Annotated in this window: 15 protein-coding genes and 2 pseudogenes; 7 read left to right on the top strand and 10 right to left on the bottom strand. The window is 67.8% G+C overall.

The features are described from left to right. A pseudogene (locus AB4Z37_RS32515) lies at positions 1-136 on the top strand (IS481 family transposase); the annotation flags it as partial. Positions 137-430: 294 nt separating this feature from the next. Here the strand turns inward: AB4Z37_RS32515 and AB4Z37_RS32510 are convergent. The 5 genes from AB4Z37_RS32510 to AB4Z37_RS32490 form a co-directional block, all read right to left on the bottom strand. After that, positions 431-1,675, bottom strand: a complete 1,245-nt coding sequence (locus AB4Z37_RS32510; protein WP_441520800.1) for a flavin-dependent oxidoreductase — start codon at positions 1,673-1,675, stop codon at positions 431-433. A gap of 149 nt (positions 1,676-1,824) precedes the next feature. Further along, positions 1,825-4,176, bottom strand: a complete 2,352-nt coding sequence (locus AB4Z37_RS32505; protein WP_441520799.1) for a bifunctional salicylyl-CoA 5-hydroxylase/oxidoreductase — start codon at positions 4,174-4,176, stop codon at positions 1,825-1,827. 384 nt (positions 4,177-4,560) lie between these two features. Beyond that, positions 4,561-5,397: an enoyl-CoA hydratase family protein gene (locus AB4Z37_RS32500; protein WP_441520798.1), complete on the bottom strand. Its 837-nt coding sequence runs from the start codon at positions 5,395-5,397 to the stop codon at positions 4,561-4,563. Positions 5,398-5,472: 75 nt separating this feature from the next. Further along, positions 5,473-6,234: an SDR family NAD(P)-dependent oxidoreductase gene (locus AB4Z37_RS32495; RefSeq protein WP_441520797.1), complete on the bottom strand. Its 762-nt coding sequence runs from the start codon at positions 6,232-6,234 to the stop codon at positions 5,473-5,475. A gap of 115 nt (positions 6,235-6,349) precedes the next feature. Next, complete coding sequence (locus tag AB4Z37_RS32490) at positions 6,350-7,375, bottom strand: AraC family transcriptional regulator (protein ID WP_441520796.1); 1,026 nt, start codon at positions 7,373-7,375, stop codon at positions 6,350-6,352. A gap of 294 nt (positions 7,376-7,669) precedes the next feature. Here AB4Z37_RS32490 and AB4Z37_RS32485 point away from each other — a divergent pair, with 294 nt between their 5' ends. The 3 genes from AB4Z37_RS32485 to AB4Z37_RS32475 all read left to right on the top strand — a co-directional run bounded on the left by AB4Z37_RS32485 (position 7,670) and on the right by AB4Z37_RS32475 (position 11,327). Then, a complete protein-coding gene (locus AB4Z37_RS32485; RefSeq protein ID WP_441520795.1) occupies positions 7,670-8,119 on the top strand; it encodes a cupin domain-containing protein in 450 nt (149 codons plus the stop codon). A 155-nt stretch (positions 8,120-8,274) separates the two neighbouring features. Beyond that, a complete protein-coding gene (locus AB4Z37_RS32480; RefSeq protein WP_441520794.1) occupies positions 8,275-9,765 on the top strand; it encodes a flavin-containing monooxygenase in 1,491 nt (496 codons plus the stop codon). A 212-nt stretch (positions 9,766-9,977) separates the two neighbouring features. Further along, complete coding sequence (locus AB4Z37_RS32475) at positions 9,978-11,327, top strand: protoglobin domain-containing protein (protein ID WP_441520793.1); 1,350 nt, start codon at positions 9,978-9,980, stop codon at positions 11,325-11,327. Between the two features lie 95 nt (positions 11,328-11,422). Here AB4Z37_RS32475 and AB4Z37_RS32470 read toward each other — a convergent pair whose 3' ends face one another. Further along, a complete protein-coding gene (locus AB4Z37_RS32470; RefSeq protein WP_441520792.1) occupies positions 11,423-14,542 on the bottom strand; it encodes an autotransporter domain-containing protein in 3,120 nt (1,039 codons plus the stop codon). Positions 14,543-14,833: 291 nt separating this feature from the next. On the opposite strand from AB4Z37_RS32470, the gene AB4Z37_RS32465 reads away from it, so the two are divergent. The 3 genes from AB4Z37_RS32465 to AB4Z37_RS32455 all read left to right on the top strand — a co-directional run bounded on the left by AB4Z37_RS32465 (position 14,834) and on the right by AB4Z37_RS32455 (position 17,765). Beyond that, complete coding sequence (locus tag AB4Z37_RS32465) at positions 14,834-16,033, top strand: aminotransferase class V-fold PLP-dependent enzyme (RefSeq protein WP_441520791.1); 1,200 nt, start codon at positions 14,834-14,836, stop codon at positions 16,031-16,033. A gap of 111 nt (positions 16,034-16,144) precedes the next feature. Next, positions 16,145-16,315, top strand: a complete 171-nt coding sequence (locus AB4Z37_RS32460; protein WP_441520790.1) for a helix-turn-helix domain-containing transcriptional regulator — start codon at positions 16,145-16,147, stop codon at positions 16,313-16,315. 97 nt (positions 16,316-16,412) lie between these two features. Then, positions 16,413-17,765 carry a protoglobin domain-containing protein gene (locus tag AB4Z37_RS32455; RefSeq protein ID WP_441520789.1) on the top strand — a complete coding sequence of 451 codons (1,353 nt, stop codon included), beginning with the start codon at positions 16,413-16,415 and terminating at the stop codon, positions 17,763-17,765. Between the two features lie 388 nt (positions 17,766-18,153). Here the strand turns inward: AB4Z37_RS32455 and AB4Z37_RS32450 are convergent, their stop codons facing one another. The 4 genes and pseudogenes from AB4Z37_RS32450 to AB4Z37_RS32435 all read right to left on the bottom strand — a co-directional run. Then, complete coding sequence (locus tag AB4Z37_RS32450; protein ID WP_441520788.1) at positions 18,154-19,026, bottom strand: NAD(P)-dependent oxidoreductase; 873 nt, start codon at positions 19,024-19,026, stop codon at positions 18,154-18,156. A gap of 57 nt (positions 19,027-19,083) precedes the next feature. Next, positions 19,084-19,707 carry an FMN-binding negative transcriptional regulator gene (locus AB4Z37_RS32445; protein ID WP_441520787.1) on the bottom strand — a complete coding sequence of 208 codons (624 nt, stop codon included), beginning with the start codon at positions 19,705-19,707 and terminating at the stop codon, positions 19,084-19,086. 167 nt (positions 19,708-19,874) lie between these two features. Continuing rightward, on the bottom strand, positions 19,875-21,575 hold the full coding sequence (gene ilvD / locus AB4Z37_RS32440) for a dihydroxy-acid dehydratase (protein ID WP_441520786.1): 1,701 nt from the start codon (positions 21,573-21,575) through the stop codon (positions 19,875-19,877). A gap of 169 nt (positions 21,576-21,744) precedes the next feature. Then, positions 21,745-21,873 (bottom strand): annotated as a pseudogene (locus tag AB4Z37_RS32435) (IS481 family transposase); the annotation flags it as partial.

Here is a 21,873-nt window from a genome sequence, read left to right as displayed (position 1 = left end):
GGCCATCAGGCCGATCGCGGCTGACGGGCAATACGGCGTGTTCTTCGCTGCCCATCAGGTCGCCACCATCGACTTGACGGGCTCAAAAAGTGTCGGTGATGTCTCCGAACGGGTGTCGGCCATGTCCCCGGACTGAACACTTGACCCGGTGATCCAGCTGCAAGACGCACGTTGCGCTGTGAGAAAGCTGGATTGCCGGGTCAAGCCCGGCAATGACGCGGTGGGTGGGACAGGCTCCGAAATTTCACAGGCCTCTTGTCGGCCCCTCCCCTCATCCCGGGGAGCAGGCGCAGCCTGCGTCTCGAAGGATGAGGCCCGCTCATCTCCGCAAACGCATTGATGCCACGGCCTCATGGTTCGAGACGGCGCTGTCGCGCCTCCTCACCATGAGGGTCTGACGCAGGCGACCGACGATAGCCCCGAACCGCCCTTACGCCGACTTGCCGATCAGCCGCGCCGCAAAGCCCGCCTTCGCCGCATAGCCACGGACGATGGCTTCGCGGGCGTCGTAGCTGAGGATGGCGTCGATGTCGGAAAAGCCCTGCGGCGCCAGCTTTTCGACCGCGTCGATCACGCCTTCCGGGCCGCCGCGGCGGTTGGAGGCGACGATCTCGGCGGTCATCGGCAGGCGCTGGCGCTCATAGGCGACGAGGGCCTGGCGCGGATGCTCGGAGCGCGCCAGCGCATCCGCCAGCGCCCGTGCGTCGAGGATGGCCTGCGACGCGCCGTTGGAGCCGACCGGATACATCGGATGCGCGGCATCGCCGAGCAGCGTGACGCGGCCGCTCGACCAGTACGGCAGCGGATCGCGGTCGCAGCACGGATATTCCCAGAACTCCGGCGTCGCGCGGATCAGCGCCGCAAGATCGACATGCGGGATCGTGAACCCCGCGACATGCGGCATCAGTTCCTCGCGCTTGCCGACGCGCGACCAGTCCTCGCGGCGCGGCGGCAGCGTGTTGGCGTCGCCGATCCGCACCAGCACCGCCCAGTTGGTCAGGCGGTTGGCCGGGCCCGAGCCCTCGGCGATCGGATAGATCACGGCCTTGGCATTGAGACCGCCGGCGATGATCATGGAGCGTCCGGTCAGGAACGCCGGCCAGTCGGTGGCGCCGCGCCACAGCATCAGGCCGTTCCAGCACGGCGGGCCTTCGTCCGGAAACAGCGTCTGGCGCACCTTGGAGTGAATGCCGTCGGCGCCGATCAGGATGTCGCCGCGCGCGGTCGACACATGAGCGCCGGTGCGGTCAAAGAAATGCGCGGTGACGCCGCCCTCGTCCTGGCTGAAGGCGCCGAGCCGGCAGCCGGTGTGGACCGCCTGCGGCCCGAGCCGCTCGACCACCGCCTGGTAGATCACATTCTGCAGCCGGCCGCGGTGGATCGAGAACTGCGGCACGTCGTAGCCAGCGTCGAGGCCGCGCTTCTCGCGCCAGACCTGCTGGCCATGCCGGGTGAGATAGAACAGCTCGTCGGTGCGGATCGCCACGTCGTCGAGGCGGTCGAGCAGGCCGAGCCCGGTCAGCTCGCGGATCGCATGCGGCAGCGTGTTGATGCCGACGCCGAGCTCGCGGATGGTATCGGCCTGCTCATACAGCTCGCAGTCCAGGCCACGCGCCCGCAGCATCAGCGCAGTCGTCAGGCCGCCGACACCCCCGCCGACAATGATCGCCTTCATTGACGTCCTCCGTCCTCTTCAACCCGTGCTTTAGGTCTTTTGGTTGTTATCGAGTTTGTTATTGGCTCTCCGGCGATGCCGGCCATGTGGCCTTCCGCACCGCCGCGAGGGCTAAGCAATCCGCATGCCACGCGCGCGGCAGGCCTCCGTTACTCCGCCGCCAGCGACTTCGCAGCGTCGGCCTTCAATTCCGCACGCGTCTTCGGCTTGCCCTTGATCTTCAGGTCCTCGAAATCCTGCCGGTCACGAACGCTGTTGCGGAAGATCTGCTCTTTTCCGGGCAAATACTGCGGCGGGCAATAGGCATCCGCAGCACCGTACCAGGCAGCTGCCTTTATGGTAAAGCCGGGGTCGACGAGATGGGGGCGGCCCAGCGCCACGAGGTCGGCGCGGCCGGCGGCCAGGATGGTGTTGATCTGGTCGGCGGTGGTGATGTTGCCGACACACATGGTGGCGACCTCGGCCTCGTTGCGCACCTGGTCGGAGAACGGCGTCTGGAACATGCGGCCGTAGATCGGGCGCGATTCCTTGACCGTCTGCCCCGTGGATACGTCGACGAGATCGACGCCCGCCGCGCTGAAGGCGCGCGCGATCTCGACCGCGTCGTCGCCGGTGATGCCGCCTTCGGCCCAGTCGGTCGCCGAGATGCGCACCGACATCGGCTTGTGCGCCGGCCACGCCGCGCGCATCGCCGTGAACACCTCGAGCGGAAAGCGCAGGCGGTTGTCCAGCGAGCCGCCATAGGCGTCGGTGCGGGTGTTGGTCAGCGGCGAGATGAAGCTCGCCAGCAGGTAGCCATGGGCGCTGTGCAGCTCGAGCATGTCGAAGCCGCAGCGCTCGCCACGGATCGCGGCATCGACGAATTGCTGGCGCACGCGGTCCATGGCCGCGCGGTCGAGCTCGCGCGGCACCTGGCTGTCCGGGAAATAAGGCAGCGGCGACGCCGAGACGATGTCCCACGCCCCCTCCTCCAGCGGCCGGTCCATGCCGTCCCACATCAGTTTCGTCGCGCCCTTGCGGCCGGCGTGACCAAGCTGCAGGCAGATCTTGGCCGCGGAACTGGCGTGGACGAAGTCGACGATGCGCCGCCACATCGCCTCCTGCTCGTCGTTCCACAGCCCGGTGCAGCCATGGGTGATGCGCGCCTCCGGCGCGACGCAGGTCATCTCGGTGAAGATCAAACCGGCGCCGCCGATGGCGCGCGAGCCGTAATGCACGAGATGGAAGTCCTGCGGCACGCCGTCCTTGGCCGAATACATGCACATCGGCGACATCACGGCGCGGTTCTTCAGCACCATGTCGCGCAGCCTGAACGGCTGGAACATCGGCGCCACCGGCTTCTGTGTATCGACATCGAAGCCGCTCGCCCGGACCTTGCGCGCGAACACGCGATCGACCTCGGCGACGAAGTCCGGCGCGCGCAGGCCGAGGTTGTCATAGGTGATGGCCTTGGAACGGGTCATGACGCCGAAGGCGAACTGCACGGGATCGAAGTCCCAGAAGCGGTCGACATGCTCGAACCACACCAGCGAGACGTCGGCGGCATGCTGGGTCTTCTCGACCTCCTCGCGGCGGCCGTGCTCGTAGCGCGTGAGCGCCGCCTCGAGGGTCGGTGCGCCCTGCAGCGCGTCGGCGAGCGCAATGGCGTCCTCCATCGCGAGCTTGGTGCCCGAGCCGATGGAGAAGTGCGCGGTCGCCTTGGCGTCGCCGAGCAGCACCATGTTGTCCTTGACCCAGCGCTGGTTGCGGATCATCGGGAAGTTGCGCCACATCGAGCGGTTGATCAGCAACTTGTGGCCGTCGAGGTAGTCGCCGAAGATCTCCTCCATCCGCCGCGCCGACTCCTGTTCGCCGAGGCCGGTGAGCCCGGCACGCTCGAAGGTCTCCGGATCGGTCTCGAAGATCCAGGTCGAGTGGCCGACCTCGTACTGGTAGGCGTGGGCGATGAACGGGCCCCACTCGGTCTCCTGGAACACGAAGGTGAAGGCGTCGAGCGGCTTGGTCGAGCCCATCCAGGTGAACTTGTTGGTGCGCAAATCGACTTCCGGCTGGAAGTGGCCGGAAAACTTCTCGCGGAAGCGGCTGTTGACGCCGTCGGCGATCACCACGAGGTCGGCGTCGGCAAAAGCACTCTCGTCGGCGATCTCGACCTCGAAGAACAGCTTGACGCCGAGCTCACGGGCGCGCTCCTGCAGGATCAGGAGCAGCATGCGGCGCGAGCAGCCGCAGAAGCCGTTGCCGCCGACGCGATGCACCGTGCCGCGGAAATGCACCGCGATGTCGTCCCAGTAGGCGAACTCCTGGGTGATGCGGCGATAGCTCGGTAGGTCGTGCTTTTCGAAATTGTCGAGGGTGGCGTCGGAGAACACCACGCCGAAACCGAAGGTGTCGTCGTGGCGGTTGCGCTCGTAGACGGCGATATCCGCCTCGGGCCGCTGTTTCTTGAGCAGGATCGCGGCATAGAGCCCCGCCGGTCCGCCGCCGATGATCGCCACCTTCATGACACCGCCTCCGGATCTTGATGATGGGAATTATTTTAAGCCTAAAGTAATTCGCTGACAAGCAGTGATTTTGCGCCACCCCCCGGGATTTCTGTCGTCGGATGAGCAGGGCCCATCCCCAGCATAACCCGTAGGCCGGATGAGCGCAGCGAGATCCGGGACGGATCGGGCACGAAAAACCCGGGTGCCGTTCCGCTCACCCGGGCGACGGCTTGCTGGCAAGCGGCGCTGCATTTTCCCTCATGGTGAGGAGCGCGGCGACGCCGCGCGTCTCGAACCACGAGGCCCAGGCGTTGCGGGGCCTCCATCCTTCGAGACGCCCGCTACGCGGGCTCCTCAGGATGAGGAGCAGGCTCTCTCAGCCCTCGCGCCCCGCAAATCGCCTCAATTGCCTTCGAACACCGGCTTCTGCTTGGCGGCGAAGGCGTGGAAGGCGCGCTCGAAGTCCTGGGTGGTCATGCACAGGGCCTGGGCAACCGCCTCGGCCTCGATCGCCTCCTCCACCGACATCGCCCATTCCATCGCCAGCATGCGCTTGGTCATGGTGTTGGCGAAGGTCGGCCCCGCGGTGACCTCGGCGGCGAGCGCCTGCGCCTGTGCCAGCACCTCGGCGGCCGGCACGATGCGGCTGAAGAAACCCCAGCGCTCGCCCTCTTCCGCGGTCATGAAGCGGCCGGTGTAGAGCAGCTCCGAGGCGCGCGACTGGCCGATGATGCGGGGCAGGATCGCGCATGCGCCCATGTCGCAGCCGGCGAGGCCGACCTTGTTGAACAGGAAGCCGACCTTGGCGTTCGGCGTGGCAAGGCGCATGTCGGCGGCCATCGCGATGATGGCGCCGGCGCCGGCGCAGATGCCCTCGACCGCCGCGATCACCGGCTGCGGGCAGGCGCGCATCGCCTTGACGAGGTCGCCGGTCATGCGGGTGAAGGCGGTCAGCCCCTTGGTGTCCATCTTGACCAGCGGGCCGATGATCTCGAAGACGTCGCCGCCCGAGGAGAAGTTGCCGCCGGCGCCGGTGACGACCACGGTCTTGACGGCATCGTCATGCGCGCAGGCGCGGAAGAAATCGGTCAGCTCGCGGTAGCTCTCGAAGGTCAGCGGATTCTTGCGCTCCGGCCGGTTCAGCGTCACGGTCGCCACGCCGCCGCTGACGGCAAGCAGGAAGTGCTTGGGCTTATAGTCGGCGAGCGGCAGGGTAACGGGGTTGGCAAAGCTGGTCATGGGATCTCCCGGTCCGAGTTTTGATCGCGTGTTCTTGATCGATGTATCGCCCAGCGCACCACATGTGCGCCGGAATCAGATTTCGCCGCCCGCCACCGCGATCGCCTGGCCGGTGACGGCGGACGCGCCGGGACCGCACAGCCACAGCACCGTATCGGCGACTTCCGCCGGCGTCACGAGGCGCCCCTGCGGATTGTGCTTGGCGAGCTCCGCCACCGCGGCGTCGCGGCTGCGGCCGGTCTTCTGCATGATGACGTCGAGGCTGCCGGCAACGAGGTCGGTGTCGGTGAAGCCGGGGCACACCGCATTGACGGTGACGCCGCTCGCCGCCACTTCCAGCGCCAGGGCCCGCACGAAGCCGACCACCGCGTGCTTCGCCGCACAGTAGGCCGAGACATAGGAATAGCCCTTGAGCCCCGCGGTCGAGGCGACGGCGACGATCCGCCCGCTCTTGCGCGCCAGCATCGGCCGCATCACCGCTTGCGCGGCATGGACCACGCCCATCAGGTTGACGTCGAGCATGCGCTGGAACAGCGCGGCGTCGGATTTGACGAACGGCGCGGATTCCGCCGCACCCGCATTGGCGACGAGAATGTCGATCGGCTGTCGCGCAGCCGCCTCGGCAATCGCGGCACCGATCGACGCGGCATCGGCAACGTCAGCCACCGCGGCATGGTGCGCCGCGCCGGAAGCGACCGCGGCGTCGAGGGGCGCGCGCTGGCGGCCGAGCACCGTGACGGTGGCGCCGGCGTCCGACAGCGCCTTCGCAATGGCCAGACCAATGCCCCGGCCACCGCCGGTGACAAGCGCGTGCGTGGAACGGGAAAATGCAGCCATCGTCATCCTCGCTGAGCGAGCCGGCAATATATTTTAGGCTTGAAGTAATTGCAAGGAAGGGGCGAAGCGTGCCGCCCCCGCCCAAACGACCGATTCTCGGCAGCGTTCGCGCCGTTCAGCTCATGCGGCGCAGGGTGGCGGACGGGGTCTCGCCGAACTTGGCGCGATAGGCGCTCGCCATGCGGCTGAGATGGCTGAAGCCGAGCTCGAACGCGATATCGATGATGCGCGCATCCGCCGGCGCCGTCTTGAGGCGGGCGTGGAGATGGGCGAGCCGGACATCGAGCAGCATCTCGGAGATCGAGGTGCCGAAGTGGCGGCGGAAGCCGAGTTGCAGGGCGCGGATGCCGGTGCCGGCGGCCGCGGCGAGATCGGCGAGGTCGAGCGGCTCGGTGGCATTGGCGTGCAGGAAATCGCGTGCGCGCCGCAGCGCGCAAGGCAGGCTCTCGGCGCGCCCGGCAAAAATCTCGATCGCCGCCGACAGGCCATGCCGCTGGCCGTTGAGCAGCGCATCGAGCAACCCTTCACGCAGGTCCGCGGCCGCGAGCGGCGGCAGCCGGCGATCGGGCCCGAGCTGCTCGGCGAAATCGACGAGATGCTCGACCTGCGCGTGCAGCCCCTGCCCGGCCGGCGTGGCGAGGTCCACGGCCGGATCGAACTCGACCGGCCGGACCGGCTTGCCGGCGAGCGCCGCCGCGCGCTGCTCCACCAGTTGCCGCCCCACCAGCAGGATGAGTTGCGCGCAATCGTCCTGCCATGCCATGCGGGTCGGAAGGGTCGGCGACAGCAGCGAAGCGGTGACGCCCGGCGCGGTCGGCAGGTCGCGCGTCGCGGTACGGATCCGCGCGCTGCCGGCGAGCGGAATCTGCAGCAGGAAGAAGCGCTCCAGGCATCCGGGATCGATCGACACCGATCCGCCATAGGCGACATAGTTCACGGAGATGCCGTCATAGGCGGCGCAATTGTGCCGGGCGTAGAAATCTCCCGTGGCCCCGCGCAGCGGCACAAGCTCGTGCGGGCAGAAGATGCGGCCGACCTCTTCAGCGGCATCGTCGAGGCGACCGGTGGCGACGCGGCTGAAGCCCGCGAGCCGCATCGCGCGGCGCGGCCGCACGTCAGCCTCCATCGTCGTGATATCCATCCCCATCGCCCGGCTCTCGGTCGGCCTGCGCTCGTTATTTGAAGCTTATAATATACCTGTCATCAAAACAGGAAAGCGCTTTCGCAGCGCGAAAAGCAGTCAAACTGCTCGCGCGCTGCGCAGCCGCCTGCCGCATTTTGTGCCGCCGCGCCCCCGACGCCGCGCCGCGCGACATGCGCGGCCTCTCTCGCAATGCAACAACGCCGCAAGCCGGCGCGGGATTCGTTTAACGGCTAGACACCCGAGCGGCGGTGGCCCGAAGCTGCCGCAGATATCACACCAGGGAGGACGACCATGCCAGCACTCGAGAAGGGCATCACCGCAAACGGCACCGGCTACAACGGCAAGACCTGGAACATTCTCGGTCAGGTCTATTTTCCCAAGGCCGTGACCGACTCCGCTTTCGCGTTCGAGACCAACAGCGATCCCGGCCAGTTCGTGCCGGTGCACATCCATCCGACCCAGGACGAGTTCATCCTGGTGCAGGAGGGCGAGCTCGACCTCAAGCTCGACGGCGTCTGGGTCAAGGCCAAGGCCGGCGACCTCGTGCGCATGCCACGCGGCATTCCGCATGGCTATTTCAACAAATCCGACAAGCCGGCGCGGGCGCTGTTCTGGGTGTCGCCGATGCAGAAGCTCGAGGCGCTGTTCGAGAAGCTGCACAACCTGACCGACCCGGTCGAGGTCGTGCGCATTTCCGCCGAGCACGAGGTCGACTTCCTGCCGCCCGAAGCCAACGAGTAAGGCGGCGCGTACGGCCGCATTTCGCCGCATCGCAGATGCCCCACGCGCCCCGCACGATGCGGAGCGCGACCGGCGGCGCATGCCCTGCGCGCATCCACGGGCAAGGGACCGCCCGGCAAACGGCATTTCATCCACGACCATTCCGGAGGAAGACCATGGTCAAGCAGAAGCATGTGGGCGTCATCGGCGCCGGCATATCCGGGCTCGCCGCCGCGAAGGCTTTCGCCGCGCGCGGCCACACCGTCACCATCATCGAGCGCAGCGGTGACCTCGGCGGCGTATGGGAGCCGGCCCGCTCCTATCCCGACGTGCAGACCCAGAGCCCGAAGGACCTCTACCGCTACACCGACAAGGCGATGCCGGCATCCTATCCGGAATGGCCGAAGGGCCCGCAGGTGCATGCCTATCTCAAGGACTACGCCCGCGACCACGGCCTGGAACGCGCGATGCGCTTTGGCACCACCGTCACCGCCATGACGCGCCGCGCCGACGGCAAGGCGGGCTGGACGCTGGCGCTGCGCAATCCCGACGGCCGCGACAGCCGCGAGGATTTCGACTTCGTCGCGATCTGCACCGGACAGTTCAACGAACCGCAGACGTTGACGCTGCCCGGCGAGGACGGCTTCAAGGCGAAAGGCGGCCAGATCCTGCACTCCTCGCAGTACAACGACTCGGGCCTCGCCAAGGACCGGCGGATCGTGGTGCTCGGCGGCTCGAAATCGGCCACAGACCTCGTGGTCAACGCGGTGAACTCCGGCGCCAAGGAGGTGACGCTGGTCTACCGCGAGCCGGTGTGGCGGATCCCCTACTTCATCGGCGGCCTCATCAACTTCAAGCGCATCCTCTACATCCGCGCCCAGGAGGAGATGTTCCCGAGCTGGGGCATCGGCCCGCTGGCGCGGCTTGCCCATGCGCTGGCAAAGCCCCTGGTATGGGTGAACTGGCGCGGGCTGGAGAGCCTCCTGAAGCTGCAGCTCAAGCTGCGCAAGTGCGACATGGTGCCGAAGGAGCGCATCGAGGACGGCGTCAACTGCTCGGTGCCGATCGCCACTCCGGGATTCTTCCCGATGGTCGCGGACGGGCGCATCAAGGCGGTGCGCGGCAGCTTCGACCGCTATGACGGCACCGGCATCGTCACCACCGGCGGCCAGCGCATCGACGCCGACATCGCCGTGCTGGCGATCGGCTACAAGCTCGGCGTGCCGTTCCTGCCGGACGAATACCGCGCCAAGCTGGTCGACCCGGACGGGCAGTATCGCCTCTACCGCCTGATCGCCAATCCCGACCTGCCGGACATGGGGTTCGTCGGCTTCAACTCCAGCTTCTGCACGGTGCTGTGCGCCGACCTCGCCGCCAACTGGCTGGTGCGCTATGCCGACGGCCAGCTCAAGCAGCAGCCGACCGCGGCGCAGATGCGCGACAACATCGAGATGATGCTGCACTTCAAGCGCGTCGAGCGCCCCGCCGCCGGCGTCTATGGCGGGCTGTGCGTCGCGCCCTACCACTACAAGCATTTCGACGAGCTCATTGCGGATATCGGTGCCACCACGCGCCGCCGCAATCCGCTTGCCGAAAAGTTCACGCCACCGGACGCCGACGCCTACGCCCGCTTCCTGGCATCCGCGCCGCAGTACAAGGCGGCCTGACCGCGTGCGTTGCGATGTGCCGCCGCCGACATGGCGGCGGCGCATACAGCACACCGCGCGGCCGGCAACGCCGCTTCATGATGTTTCAGACATCATCGCAAGCCGCGTAGGTACAAGCCCGTAGACGCGACCATATCGCGTTTTTCACGTTTACGAGATTCAGTGCCGTCGCCTAGATTCTTGCTCAGGGAATCACTCGGAGGGGCACTGGCATGACCAGCGGAAGTATCTCTCGTCGGCTTTCCTTCAACATGATCGATCCGGCCACCATGGCGTTGCTGCGCGAGGCGAAGCCCTTCGTGCTCAGCGAGCTGCCGGCGGTCCTCGACGTGTTCTACGAACATGTCGCGCGCTACGAAGAAACGTCTGCGTTCTTTCGCAGCCGTGAACACATGATGCACGCCAAGGCAATGCAGCTGCGGCACTGGGGCGTGATCATGGAAGGTGAGTTCGGCGAGACCTATGAAACTTCGGTCACCAAGATCGGCGAGGTGCACAACAAGCTCGGTCTCGAGCCGCGCTGGTACATCGGCGGCTACAACGCGCTGGTCAACGGCCTGCTCGAGGCGATCGCCGAACGGCTGCCGGGCGCCGGCAAGTTCGATCGCAACATCGCCAAGCGCAAGATCGCGTTGCAGAAGGCCGTGGTCAAGGCGGCCATGCTGGACATGGACCTCGCGCTCGCAGTCTATATCGATGCCGGCCGGCGCGACCGCCGGGTGACGCTGGAGCGGCTCGCCAACGAATTCGAACAGGCGGTCGGCGGCGTGGTGCAGGGCGTCGCCTCCGCGGCCAAGCAGCTGCAGGACTCGGCACAGACCATGACGTCGACCGCCGAGGAGACGGCCACGCAGTCCAACGCAGTCGCCGACGCCTCGGAACGCGCCACCAGCAACGTCAAGTCGGTGGCGGCGGCGACCGAGGAGCTGACCAGCTCGATCACCGAGATCGGCCGCCGGGTCAACGACTCCGCCCGCATCGCCAGCGAAGCGGCCCGCGACGCCGACCACACCGCCGAACGGATGCACCGCCTGTCGGAAAGCACCAAGGAAATCGGCACGATTGTCGATCTCATCACCAACATCGCCTCACAGACCAACCTGCTGGCGCTCAACGCCACGATCGAGGCGGCGCGCGCCGGTGACGCCGGCCGCGGCTTTGCCGTGGTCGCCCAGGAGGTGAAGTCGCTGGCGGAGCAGACCGCCAAGGCCACCGCCCAGATCGCGGCGCAGATCGGCGACATCCAGGGGTCGACGGCGGAAGCCGTGACCGCGATCGCCGGCATCAACAGCGTGGTCAAGTCGATGCGGGAGATCTCCACCACCATCGCCTCCGCGGTCGAGGAGCAGGGCGCGGCGACCAACGAGATTGCCCGCAACGTGCAGGAGGCCGCCGACGGCACCGGCCGGGTGTCATCCAACATCGGCAACGTCACCCGCGCTGCGAGCGAAACCGGCGCGACCGCAAGCCAGGTGCTGTCCTCGGCCACCGCACTGTCGCAGCAATCGGCGCAGCTGCGCACCGAGGTGGATAAATTCCTGGCGACGGTGCGCGCGGCGTAATCAGCCGGCGATCTCCCGTCACCGATATGTCAACGGCCCCAGCGGATGTTCCGCCGGGGCCGTGACGGGTCGTCTCCAGACGGCAGGTTGCGCCGTCACCAGGCGTAGCGCACCACACCCTTGCCGCCATAGGACGAGGTGACGTTCGAGAACTCGCCCTCGAAAGTCGCGGCCATCGACCAGCCATTCCCCCACTTCACCTCGGCGCTCGCCGTGGTCAGCGCGGAGTCGCTGGCCTGCCGCGCGCCGTTGACCACGAACGCGGCGCCGGGCAGCGCCTGGAAGGTCGCGGTCGCCGCGCGCGACGGATCGAAATCATGCGCCCAGGCAAGCCGGCCGCGCAGGATCAGCAGGCCCGAGGTCATGGCGAACGACCGGTCGGCGCGCAGGCCGAGCTCGCTGCGGGTGTCGGTGACACTCTTGGCGGCATACCCCAGCGCAAAGGCATTGGTGCCGGCCAGCGCCGTTTCCGCATAGGCCGGCAGGTCGAGCAGCGTCACCTGCCCCGCCGCGTAGGGCGTGATGCCCATCCACGGTGTCACGAAGCGATAGCCGCCTTCGAGCCGTCCGGAGTAGGTGTTGGCGCTGAACGAGGCATGCAGCTTGTCGAGGCCCGCGATGGTCACGGTGCGGTCGGTGGTGACGTCCTGCCAGCCATAAGCCAGCGCACCGGCGAGATACGCCGCCCCCGCCGTGTGGCGGACGAAGGCACCGGCCTGGAACAGGTCCGACCGGCCGCTGCCGAGGCCGCCATTGGTGGTGAACGCGGTGCCGCCGCCGGCGACCGCGAAGCCCGCCACCGTATCCGGCGCGATGCGATAGTCCGCGCCGACCGCCGCGCCGTACAGCGAGCTGCTGGTGCCGCTCGATCCCTGCACTGCATCTCCCTGCGTCGTCTGCGTGCCGCCGAAGCCCATCGCCCACACCGCCCAGCCCGGCACATAGGCCGGCGCCGGCGGCGCCTTGGTGACGAGGCCATAGGCGTCCCGCTCGGCGCCGCTGCGCTTGCGAGCGGTCGCGGCGTAGGCGCTGACCCCGGGATCGCTGTCGTCGGCGTAGGCGAACGGGCCGCCACCGCCGCCGGTGTCGCCACGGCCGGCACCCGACGGATCGAGCAGCGAGGTCGTGAACTGGGTCATGGCGTTGAACGAGCCCTGCTGGACGCCGGCGGCGTTCTCGCCGGAGGCCTGGGTCAGGTTCTGTTGGACATTGCCGGTGAAGATCGCGCCGAGGCCGCCCCCGGTGCCACCCGAGCCGTTGAACGCGGTATCGAGCACACCGCCGAGCGCGCGCTGGTTGGCGGTCGCGCCGCTGATCTGACCGAGCGACGAGGTCAGATTCACCGTCACCGCGGTCGGCGTGTAGCCGAGCGAACCGGTGATGCCGGTCGGCAGCACCAGCCCCGAGAACTGGCTGCCGTTCAGTCCGGCCGACGTCAGAATGGTCGACTGGCCGAACTTGACGCTGCCCGACGCCGCGCTGACCTGCGCGGTGCCCGCCAGCGCCGCCGTGCCCGTGACATTGGCGAACGATGCCGCGGTCGCGCTCATCTGCACGAGGTAGGTCGCGCCCGACTGGAACGCGAGGTTGCCATTGATGGTCAGCGACGTGCCGGCGGCCCCGCCGGGGGCGAGCGTACCGCCATTGGCCACCACGGTGGACGCCACGGTGCCGGTGCCGGCGAGCGTGCCGCCATTGCCGACCGTGACATTGGTGGTCACGACATCGCCGTTCGCCAGCGTCAGGGTGCCGGTGAGGTTCTGGAAGTAGCCGATCGCCGAATAGAGGTCGATACGCGTCCAGTAGCTCAGCGCCGTGCCGTAGAACGCCGTGAGCGCGTTGCTCTCGGTGTTGACGATGATCTGGTTGATGGTGCTGGTCTGCAGGCTGCCGTAGAGGCCGCCGCTCGGTGCCAGTTGCTTGGCCGTCGCCGTGCTGCCGCCATAGACTGGCGCCAGCAGGACGGAGGCGTCGGGACCGCCCGTCGGCGCGGCTTCCCGCGGCGCCTGCGCGAACGACAGCGTCGGCAGGCCGTAGGTCAGTCGCTGCTGGTAGAGCGCCTGGTTGGCGGCCGAGGCGACATAGGGATTGCCGGCCGTGTTGGCACTGCCGGTGGCGCAGTTGGCGACGGTGTCGCCGCACTGCGTGGCGAGATAGCCGCGCAGCTCGGCCGTCGCCTGGGTCAGCAGCGACGGCAGGTTGAGCGCCGAGCCGGTCATCGCAGGGTTGTTGATGTAGCTGGGATTGGTCAGCGCCTGGGCGAGATCGTAGCTGGCGAAAGCGCGGCTGGCGATGATGTCGAGCGGATAGTGCACGCCGAGCACGATGCGGCTGTTGGCGTATTCGGAGGCGCGCAGCACCATGCTCTGGTAGAGTTCGGGCACCATCATGCCGATCAGGATGGAATCCGTATAGGCATAGTTGGTGTGGCCGCTCGGGAACGACGGGTTGGTGTTGATGCCGTTGAGCGCGGTCGGATCGAACAGGTTGAATTGGCTTTTGGCCACCTGGGCCGGCCGCGAGTCGCCGAACTTGTTCTGATTCACGACATCGGTATTGCTGACGCCGTAGCCGAGGTCATAGACGCTGTCGGTCTTGTTCGGCAGGCCGTTGAAGGTCGGCAGCGTGAACCCCGCTGGCGCAACCGCGGTCACCGTGCCGTTGATGGTGCCGTTGGCGAAATAGTTCTTCGCCACGCCGAGATCCGAACCGGTGAAGCTGTAGGCCTTGGTCAGCAGCGCCACCGTGTTGGCGAGCGGCCCGCCGAGTCCGCCGGCAACCCCGGTGGCGTAGATCGCGCCGAGCTGGGTGCCCAGTCCGCCGACCGGCTGTTGCGGCGTGATGCCGCCGATCGCCGCCTGTGCCGGCAATCCGCCGGCGAGGTTCACGGCGACGCCGTAGGTCCCGCTGAGGCCGGTGATCGGGTTCGACACGAAGGACGGCAGGTTCTTGTCGCTGATCGCGAGCTGCTGCAACGTCAGTGACGCTGCGTTGTTGATGGCGATCGACTGCTGCAGGTTGGCCTGCAGTGTCGCCTGCCCCGCTGCCGTGGCGTTCAGTCCCAGAAACGGCGACAGCAGATTGAGCACATTGATATTGGCGCCGGTGGTGTTGGCGGTCTGCGCCTGCGCGCCGACGGCCGACGTCACGAAGACGACGAGCGCGGTCGACTGCAGCAGCCGCGCCCTGAAGCGGCTCTCACTTGTACGATTCACTTTCAGCCCCCTGAAAATATCCGGACACGCTCCGGTTGGGCCGGACGCTAGAAAGTTAAGATTTCATTGCCGTGACGAATGCGCGCATTACGCGAGCGCGACACGAAACACGTTGGCGCGTGTCGCGGCGGCAACAGTCCCGGCGCCGGATCATGACGGCTCGACGACACCGCATGGCAGGGACACGCCACGAACTTGCACCCGCGTGCACACGAATTGAAACTGTCACAATTCATCGCGGCGATGTGACAGCGCCTTGTCAGATCGCCATGCCGGTGAGAGCATGCCGCGATGATCGACACCGCGCACTCCCTTCTCGCCGACAATATCCGCCTCCGCACACCTGGCGTCGCCGCAATCGTGCACCTCAACGCGGCGAGCGCCGCCCTGCCGTCGGCCGGCGTCATCGCCGCCATGACCGCGCATCTCGACCGTGAGGGGCGTGTCGGCCTGCAGGCGGCGGCCGCCGGTGCCGCGGATGCGCTGGCCACCACCCGTGCGCATGCGGCGCGCGTGCTCGGCTGCCGCTCCGATCAGATCGCGTTCGGCCATGGCTGTGCGCAGCTCTGGGCGCTGGTGCTGCAGGCACGACGGCCGCCGCGCGGCGCGCGCATCCTGGTGTCACGCGGCGAATGGGGCGGCAACCTGCTGGCGCTGCAGCCCCTCGCGCAGGCCCATGACCTGCGCATCGAGATCATTCCGACCGACCCGGCCGGACGGATCGATGTCGCGCGGCTGAAGGCGCGGCTCGACGACGACGTCTGGCTGATCGCGGTCGCCGCGGTGTCGAGCGCCAGCGGTTTGCGCCAGCCGGTCGCCGCCATCGGCGCGCTGCCGCGGCCGGACGGCTGTCTCTATATGGTGGATGCGGCGCAGGCGGCCGGGCGTTTTCCGGTATCGCTCGCCGAGATGGGCGCCGACGTGCTGGTGGCGCCGACCCGCAAATGGCTGCGCGGCCCGCGCGGCCAGGCGCTGGCGGCGCTGTCGGATGCGGCACTGGCGCGCCTCGCCCCGCCCGCTCCCGACCTCGGCGGCGTCACCTGGCAGGCCGGCGGTGATGCCGTCCTTCGCCCGGATGCGCGCCGGTTCGAGATCTACGATTGTGGCGTCGCCGCGCGGCTCGGCCTCGGCGCCGCACTCGACGAATTGCTCGCCGCCGGCCCGGCAGCGGTTGCAGAGATCATCGACCAGCGCCTGGGAGAGCTGCGCGCGGCCCTCACCGCCTGCGACGGTGTCACCATCCACGAGCCGGTGGATGCCGACGCCGCCTTCCTGACCTTCGACTGCGGACGGCCGCCGGCCACGGTGGCGGCGGCGCTGGCGGAACGCGGCATCGCCGTCGCCGCCATCGAGCGGATCTATGCCCCGCATGAGCTCGACGCCCGCGGCCGCACCGCCGTGCTGCGCGCCGCCCCGCACGCCTACACCCATCCGGACGAGATCGGGCGCTTTGTGGAAGCGTTGAAGGCATTTCTCGCTGATCGCCGCTGACGACAACCAGGTTCAGGGTTCAGGACCACCTGAAGGCGCTCAAACAACAGATCGCCTGTCTCGAAGCCGCGCTGGACGAGGACGCCCCCTCCTTCATCGCGGCAGCGATCGGTGACATCGCCCGGGCGCGGCGTCAGCGAATTCGCCCGCGAAACCGGCCTGAGCCGGGAAGCGATCGACAAGGCGTTTCGTCCCGGCGGCAACCCGACGATCGCGCCCCTCAACACGGCGACCAAGGCCCTCGGCCTCAAGCTCAGGCTGGTGCCGCACAAGGCGGCATAACGCGACGAAAGCGCACGGACTTAACCCATGTTAACCCGCCGTTAGGCAAAACATCACTTAGGTATCATCAGGTGGAACTCACCAACTGGGGATACTGATGATGACCGGCGGGGGCACTCTGTCGCGGCGACTTTCTTTCAACATGATCGATCAGGCCATGCTGGCCAGGCTGCGCGAGGCGAAGCCGTTCATCCTGGCCGAGATGCCGGCGATCCTCGATCGGTTCTACGACCATATCGGGACCTTCAGCGAGACCGCGATCCTGTTCAAAAGCCGCGAGCACATGATGCACGCCAAGGCGGCGCAGCTGAAGCACTGGGCCGTGATCATGGACGGCAAGTACGGCGACGCCTATGAGGCATCCGTGACGCGGATCGGCGAGATCCACAACACGCTCGGCCTCGAGCCGCCGTGGTACATCGGCGGCTACAACGTGCTGATCAGCGGCCTCGTCGGGGCGATCGCCGAGAAGATGCCGACCGGCCGCTTCGACCGCAACGGCTGGAAGAAGAAGGCCGAGCTGCAGCAGGCGGTGATCAAGGTCGCGATCCTCGACATGGACATCGCGCTCTCGGTCTACAACCAGGCCGGCCAGCGCGACCGCCGCGCCACCTTCGAGCGCCTCGCCACCGACTTCCAGAAGGCGATCGGCGGCGTGGTGCAGGGCGTCGCCTCCGCGGCGGCGCAGCTGCAGGCCTCCGCACAGTCGATGACCTCCGTGGCGGAAAAGACCGCGACGCAGTCCCGCACCGTGGCGGACGCCTCCGAGCGGGCGACCTCCAACGTCAAGACCGTGGCGGCGGCGACCGAGGAACTGACCGGCTCGATCAGCGAGATCAGCCGCCAGGTCAACGACTCCGCCCGCATCGCCAGCGAGGCCGCCGTCAATGCCGACCAGACCGGCGAGCGCATCAACCGCCTGTCCGAGAGCACCAAGGAGATCGGCACCATTGTCGATCTCATCACCAACATCGCCTCGCAGACCAACCTGCTGGCGCTCAACGCCACCATCGAGGCGGCGCGCGCCGGCGACGTCGGCCGCGGCTTTGCGGTCGTCGCCCAGGAAGTGAAGTCGCTGGCCGAGCAGACCACCAAGGCGACCGCGGAGATCGCCTCGCAGATCGGCAGCATCCAGAGCTCGACCGCCGAAGCGGTGTCGGCGATCGCCGGCATCAACGGCGTCGTCAAGTCGATGCAGGAAATCTCGACCACCATCGCCGCGGCGGTCGAGGAACAGGGCGCCGCCACCAGCGAGATCGTGCGCAACGTGCAGCAGGCCGCCGACGGCACCGGCCGCGTCACCACCAGCATCGGCGACGTCACCGCCGCCGCCCGCGACACCGGCGCGACCGCGGCGCAGGTCCTGTCCGCCGCGACCGACCTGTCACACCAGTCGACCCAGCTGCGCAGCGAAGTCGAACGCTTCCTGACGACGCTGCGCGCGGCGTAGCGCCCGCGCCGAGGTGGCGCTCCCATCACGGGGCGCCGACTTCAGCAGCTTCCAGACCCACGGACATGCCCGGCCTTGTGCCGGGCATTGTCGTTTGAGAGGAGGTGTGCGGCGATGCGCACGGGAGCCGATCCGGGACGACAGCTCGCTATTCAAACTCCACCTCGTTGCCGGGCTTGTCCCGGCAATCCAGCTTGCGCGTCGCACGGTGAGAGATTTTGAAGCTGGATCACCAGGGCACGGCGCTGACGCGCCGGCCCGGTGATGACGCAGAAAACCAAACGACCGCAGCGCGTATCCCTCATGAGCGAAGCGACATGCGGGACTCTCTTGCCATCCCGGATGTCGCTGTGCTCATCCGGACTACGAGCCCACGTTGCTCCAGAACCTACTTCGCCCCGCTCAGCTTGAAAATCTCCAGCGCCTCGGCATCCTCGCCGCGGCTGGCCTGCAGCATGCGGAACAGCTGCGCGGCAAGGCCGGCCATCGGCACCGGCGTGCCGGTGGCCTTCGCCACATCCAGCACCGTGTCGAGATCCTTGAGCATGGTCGCGGCATGGCCGAGCGGCGGCTCGTGGATGGCATCGACCATGCGCGGCACGAACAGCTGCAACGGAATGGAATCGGCAAAGCCGCCCTTGAGCGCTTCGGGCAGCTTCCTCGCATCGATGCCGGCATTGACCGCAAGACGCGCGGATTCCGCCAGCACCGCCATGGCGCAGCCGACGATCACCTGGTTGCAGAGCTTGGTGGTCTGGCCGGCGCCGCTCGGGCCCATGTGGGTGAAGCGGCGCGCCATCACGAGCACGAACGGCTCGACGCGGGCGATGTCGGTGGCGTCACCGCCGGCCATGATCGCGAGCGAGCCTTCCTCCGCGCCCTTGGTGCCGCCGGACACCGGCGCGTCGACCCAGCGCATGCCGTTCGCCGCGTGGAGACGCCGTGCGATGTCGCGCGTGGCATCGGGATGGATCGAGGAGAAGTCGACCACGACCTTTCCGGCGCCTGCAACCTGCGCAAGGCCGCCGGGGCCGAACACCACCGCCTCGACCGCCTTGGCGTCGGTCAGGCACATGAAGACAATGCTGGCCTTGGCCGCGACGCCGGCGGGATCGGCAGCGGCGAGCGCCCCCGACTGCACCGCCGCCTCACGCTTCTCCGGCGACCGGTTCCACACCGTCACGGCGTGGCCCGCGGCGAGCAGCCGCCGTGTCATCGGCAGGCCCATCAGCCCGAGGCCCACGTAACCCAGCGTCTCCATTCCCAGATCCTCCAGACTTGCATTCGAGATCGCGCCGCGGCGCGGTCTCAACGCATCTCATTTCGGGATCAGCGTGGCAACCTCCCTGTCGGCCGGACGCTCGCTCGCCGACAGCCCCTCGATCACGCCGGCACGGTCTTCGGCGTTACGGTTCTGGCTCATCTTGCGCTTGCCCTCGAGCCGACTGATCGGCATGCGCAGGCCGACAATGCCACGCAGCTGCGCGCGCACGAACTCCTCCGGCGCGTCGCTGACCTTCCAGCGCTCGGCCCGCGACGCCTCGTGCAGGTCGGTCAGCCGCGTCACCACCGCGCGCAGCCGCTCGGCGTCGTCGAAGAACTCGACCGGACCGTAGGCATGCACGGCGGCGTAATTCCAGGTCGGCACCACCTTGCCGGTCTCGCGCTTGGTCGCGTACCACGACGGCGTCACATAGGCGTCCGGTCCCATGAAGATCGCGAGCGCCTCGCCGATCGGAGCCGCCTTCCACTGCGGATTGGCGCGGGCGACATGGCCGTACAGCACGCCGTGCTCGCCCTCGGCGGGATCGAGGAACAGCGGCAGCGGCGTGCCGATCATTCCCTCGGCGGTCGTGGTGACCAGGGTCGCCAGCCGCGCGGCCCGGATGGTGGCGTGGATCTCCGGCAGGTCATCGACGCGAAAGGCGGGCGGCAGGTACACGGCGAAAGCTCCTTCATGAACGGCTGGAGCGTGCCGCAAAACCGGCCGGCATTAAATAGCCCGCTTGCAACAAAATAGTGATCACGTCGCCAACGTTTCCGCTCGCGACCGGGCAGCGCGACGGATCGCGCGGCCCGGCGACGACAGTATCGCAGTCGGGCGCGCCCTCACGCCTGATCGAACCACGGCCACTCGGCCGCGCCGTCATGGGTCACGGCGCCGCCCGGCGCCTGGCCGACAAGCTTGGCGTATTTGGCGAGCGCGCCGGCGCGGTGGCGCGGCGGCGGCGCCGTCCACACCTTGCGGCGGCGCTCCATCTCGGCGTCGTCGACCAGCAGATCCATGCGGCGCTGGACGCCGTCGATGCGGATGGCATCGCCGGTCTTGACGAGGCCGAGCGGGCCACCGACCACCGCTTCCGGCGAGACATAGCCGATGCACATGCCGCGCGTCGCACCGGAGAAGCGGCCGTCGGTGACGAGCGCCACCTTCTCGCCCATGCCTTGGCCATAGATCAGCGCGGTGACGCCGAGCATCTCGCGCATGCCGGGACCACCGACCGGACCTTCGTTGCGAATGATCAGCACGTCGCCAGCTTCATAGGCGCGGGCGCGCACGGCGGCGACGCAACCCTCCTCGTCCTCGAACACCCGGGCGCGGCCTTCGAACACCAGGTTCTTGAGACCCGCGACCTTGATCACCGCGCCGTCTGGACACAGACTGCCCTTGAGGATGGCGACGCCGCCGTCCGGCATGATCGGCTTGGCGGTGGTCATCACCACCTCGCCGTCGGGCGCGTTCGCCGCGCCATATTCTTCCGCGAGGGTGCGGCCGGTGATCGAAAGACAGCTGCCGTCGAGATGACCGCTCTCGATCAGCGCGCGGATGATCACCGCGGCGCCGCCGATGTCGTAGACGTCCTTGGCGGTGTACTTGCCGCCCGGCCGCAGGTTGCCGATCAGCGGCGTGCGCGCGAACACCTCGCCGACATCGTCGAGAGTGAAGCGGATGCCGGCCTCGTTGGCGATCGCCGGCAGGTGCAGCGCCGCGTTGGTCGAGCCGCCGGTGGCGGCGACGATCGCCGCGCCGTTCTCCAGCGACTTGCGGGTGACGAGATCGCGCGGCAGCGGACCGCCACGCTTGAGCATCTCCATGATCAGCCGGCCGGCGCCGCGCACCAGCTGCGCACGCTCGCTGTAGACGCCGGGCACCATGGAGATGTTGGGAAGGGTGAGGCCCATCACCTCCGACACCATGCCCATGGTGTTGGCGGTGAACTGGCCGGCGCAGGCACCGAGCGTCGGCAGGCAGGCCCGCTCCATGCGCTCCAGCGTCGCCTCGTCCATCTGTCCGGTCATCACCGTGCCGACCGCCTCATAGGCATCCAGCACCGTCAGCGTGCGCCCCTCGAAGCGGCCGGGCAGCGCGCTGCCGCCATAGATGAAGATCGACGGCACGTTGCAGCGGACCATGCCCATCATCACGCCGGGCAGCGTCTTGTCGCAGCCGCCGAAGCCGATCAGCGCGTCGTAGGCGAGGCCGTGCACCACCGCCTCGATGGAGTCCGCGATCAATTCGCGCGACAACAGCGAGAACTTCATGCCTTCATGATTCATGCTGATGCCGTCGGACACCGAAATGGTGGCGAACTCGCGCGGCGTGCCGCCGCCTTCGAGAATGCCCTGCTTCGCTGCCTCGACCTGGAAGTCGTGAGTCATGTTGCAGGGGGTCTGCTCGCCCTTCATGCTGACCACACCGACCATCGCCTTCGCCAGCGCGGCATCGTCGAGCCCCATGGCACGCATGAACGCACGGTGCGGCGTGCGGTCCATCCCGTCGGTGGTGACGCGCGAGCGAAGTTTCTTCATGGGAACGTCCTGATTGGCATGGCACTGGCGAGCACGAAACGCTCGCCTCCCTCCATATCGCCGTGCGCGCGGGTGTCAAACCGATATTCTTGCAGGGTGTGCGACGAAGGATCGTGCGGTTGAAGTACGAAGCACGACACACCCAGTGCGTCATTGCCGGACTTGATGTTCAGTCCGGGGACATGGCCGACACCCGTTCGGAGACATCACCGACACTTTTTGAGCCCGTCAAGTCGATGGTGGCGACCTGATGGGCAGCGAAGAACACGCCGTATTGCCCGTCAGCCGCGATCGGCCT

The sequence above is a fragment of the Bradyrhizobium sp. 2TAF24 genome (assembly GCF_052115025.1).
GTDB lineage: Bacteria > Pseudomonadota > Alphaproteobacteria > Rhizobiales > Xanthobacteraceae > Bradyrhizobium_A.
This window is presented reverse-complemented; position numbering and strand designations above follow the sequence as displayed.

Coding starts and splice junctions, on each gene's coding strand:
- AB4Z37_RS32510 (WP_441520800.1), bottom strand. CDS start 1,675: ATGAAGGCGATCATTGTCGGCGGGGGTGTCGGCGGCCTGACGACTGCG.
- AB4Z37_RS32505 (WP_441520799.1), bottom strand. CDS start 4,176: ATGAAGGTGGCGATCATCGGCGGCGGACCGGCGGGGCTCTATGCCGCG.
- AB4Z37_RS32500 (WP_441520798.1), bottom strand. CDS start 5,397: ATGACCAGCTTTGCCAACCCCGTTACCCTGCCGCTCGCCGACTATAAG.
- AB4Z37_RS32495 (WP_441520797.1), bottom strand. CDS start 6,234: ATGGCTGCATTTTCCCGTTCCACGCACGCGCTTGTCACCGGCGGTGGC.
- AB4Z37_RS32490 (WP_441520796.1), bottom strand. CDS start 7,375: ATGGATATCACGACGATGGAGGCTGACGTGCGGCCGCGCCGCGCGATG.
- AB4Z37_RS32485 (WP_441520795.1), top strand. CDS start 7,670: ATGCCAGCACTCGAGAAGGGCATCACCGCAAACGGCACCGGCTACAAC.
- AB4Z37_RS32480 (WP_441520794.1), top strand. CDS start 8,275: ATGGTCAAGCAGAAGCATGTGGGCGTCATCGGCGCCGGCATATCCGGG.
- AB4Z37_RS32475 (WP_441520793.1), top strand. CDS start 9,978: ATGACCAGCGGAAGTATCTCTCGTCGGCTTTCCTTCAACATGATCGAT.
- AB4Z37_RS32465 (WP_441520791.1), top strand. CDS start 14,834: ATGATCGACACCGCGCACTCCCTTCTCGCCGACAATATCCGCCTCCGC.
- AB4Z37_RS32455 (WP_441520789.1), top strand. CDS start 16,413: ATGATGACCGGCGGGGGCACTCTGTCGCGGCGACTTTCTTTCAACATG.
- AB4Z37_RS32450 (WP_441520788.1), bottom strand. CDS start 19,026: ATGGAGACGCTGGGTTACGTGGGCCTCGGGCTGATGGGCCTGCCGATG.
- ilvD (WP_441520786.1), bottom strand. CDS start 21,575: ATGAAGAAACTTCGCTCGCGCGTCACCACCGACGGGATGGACCGCACG.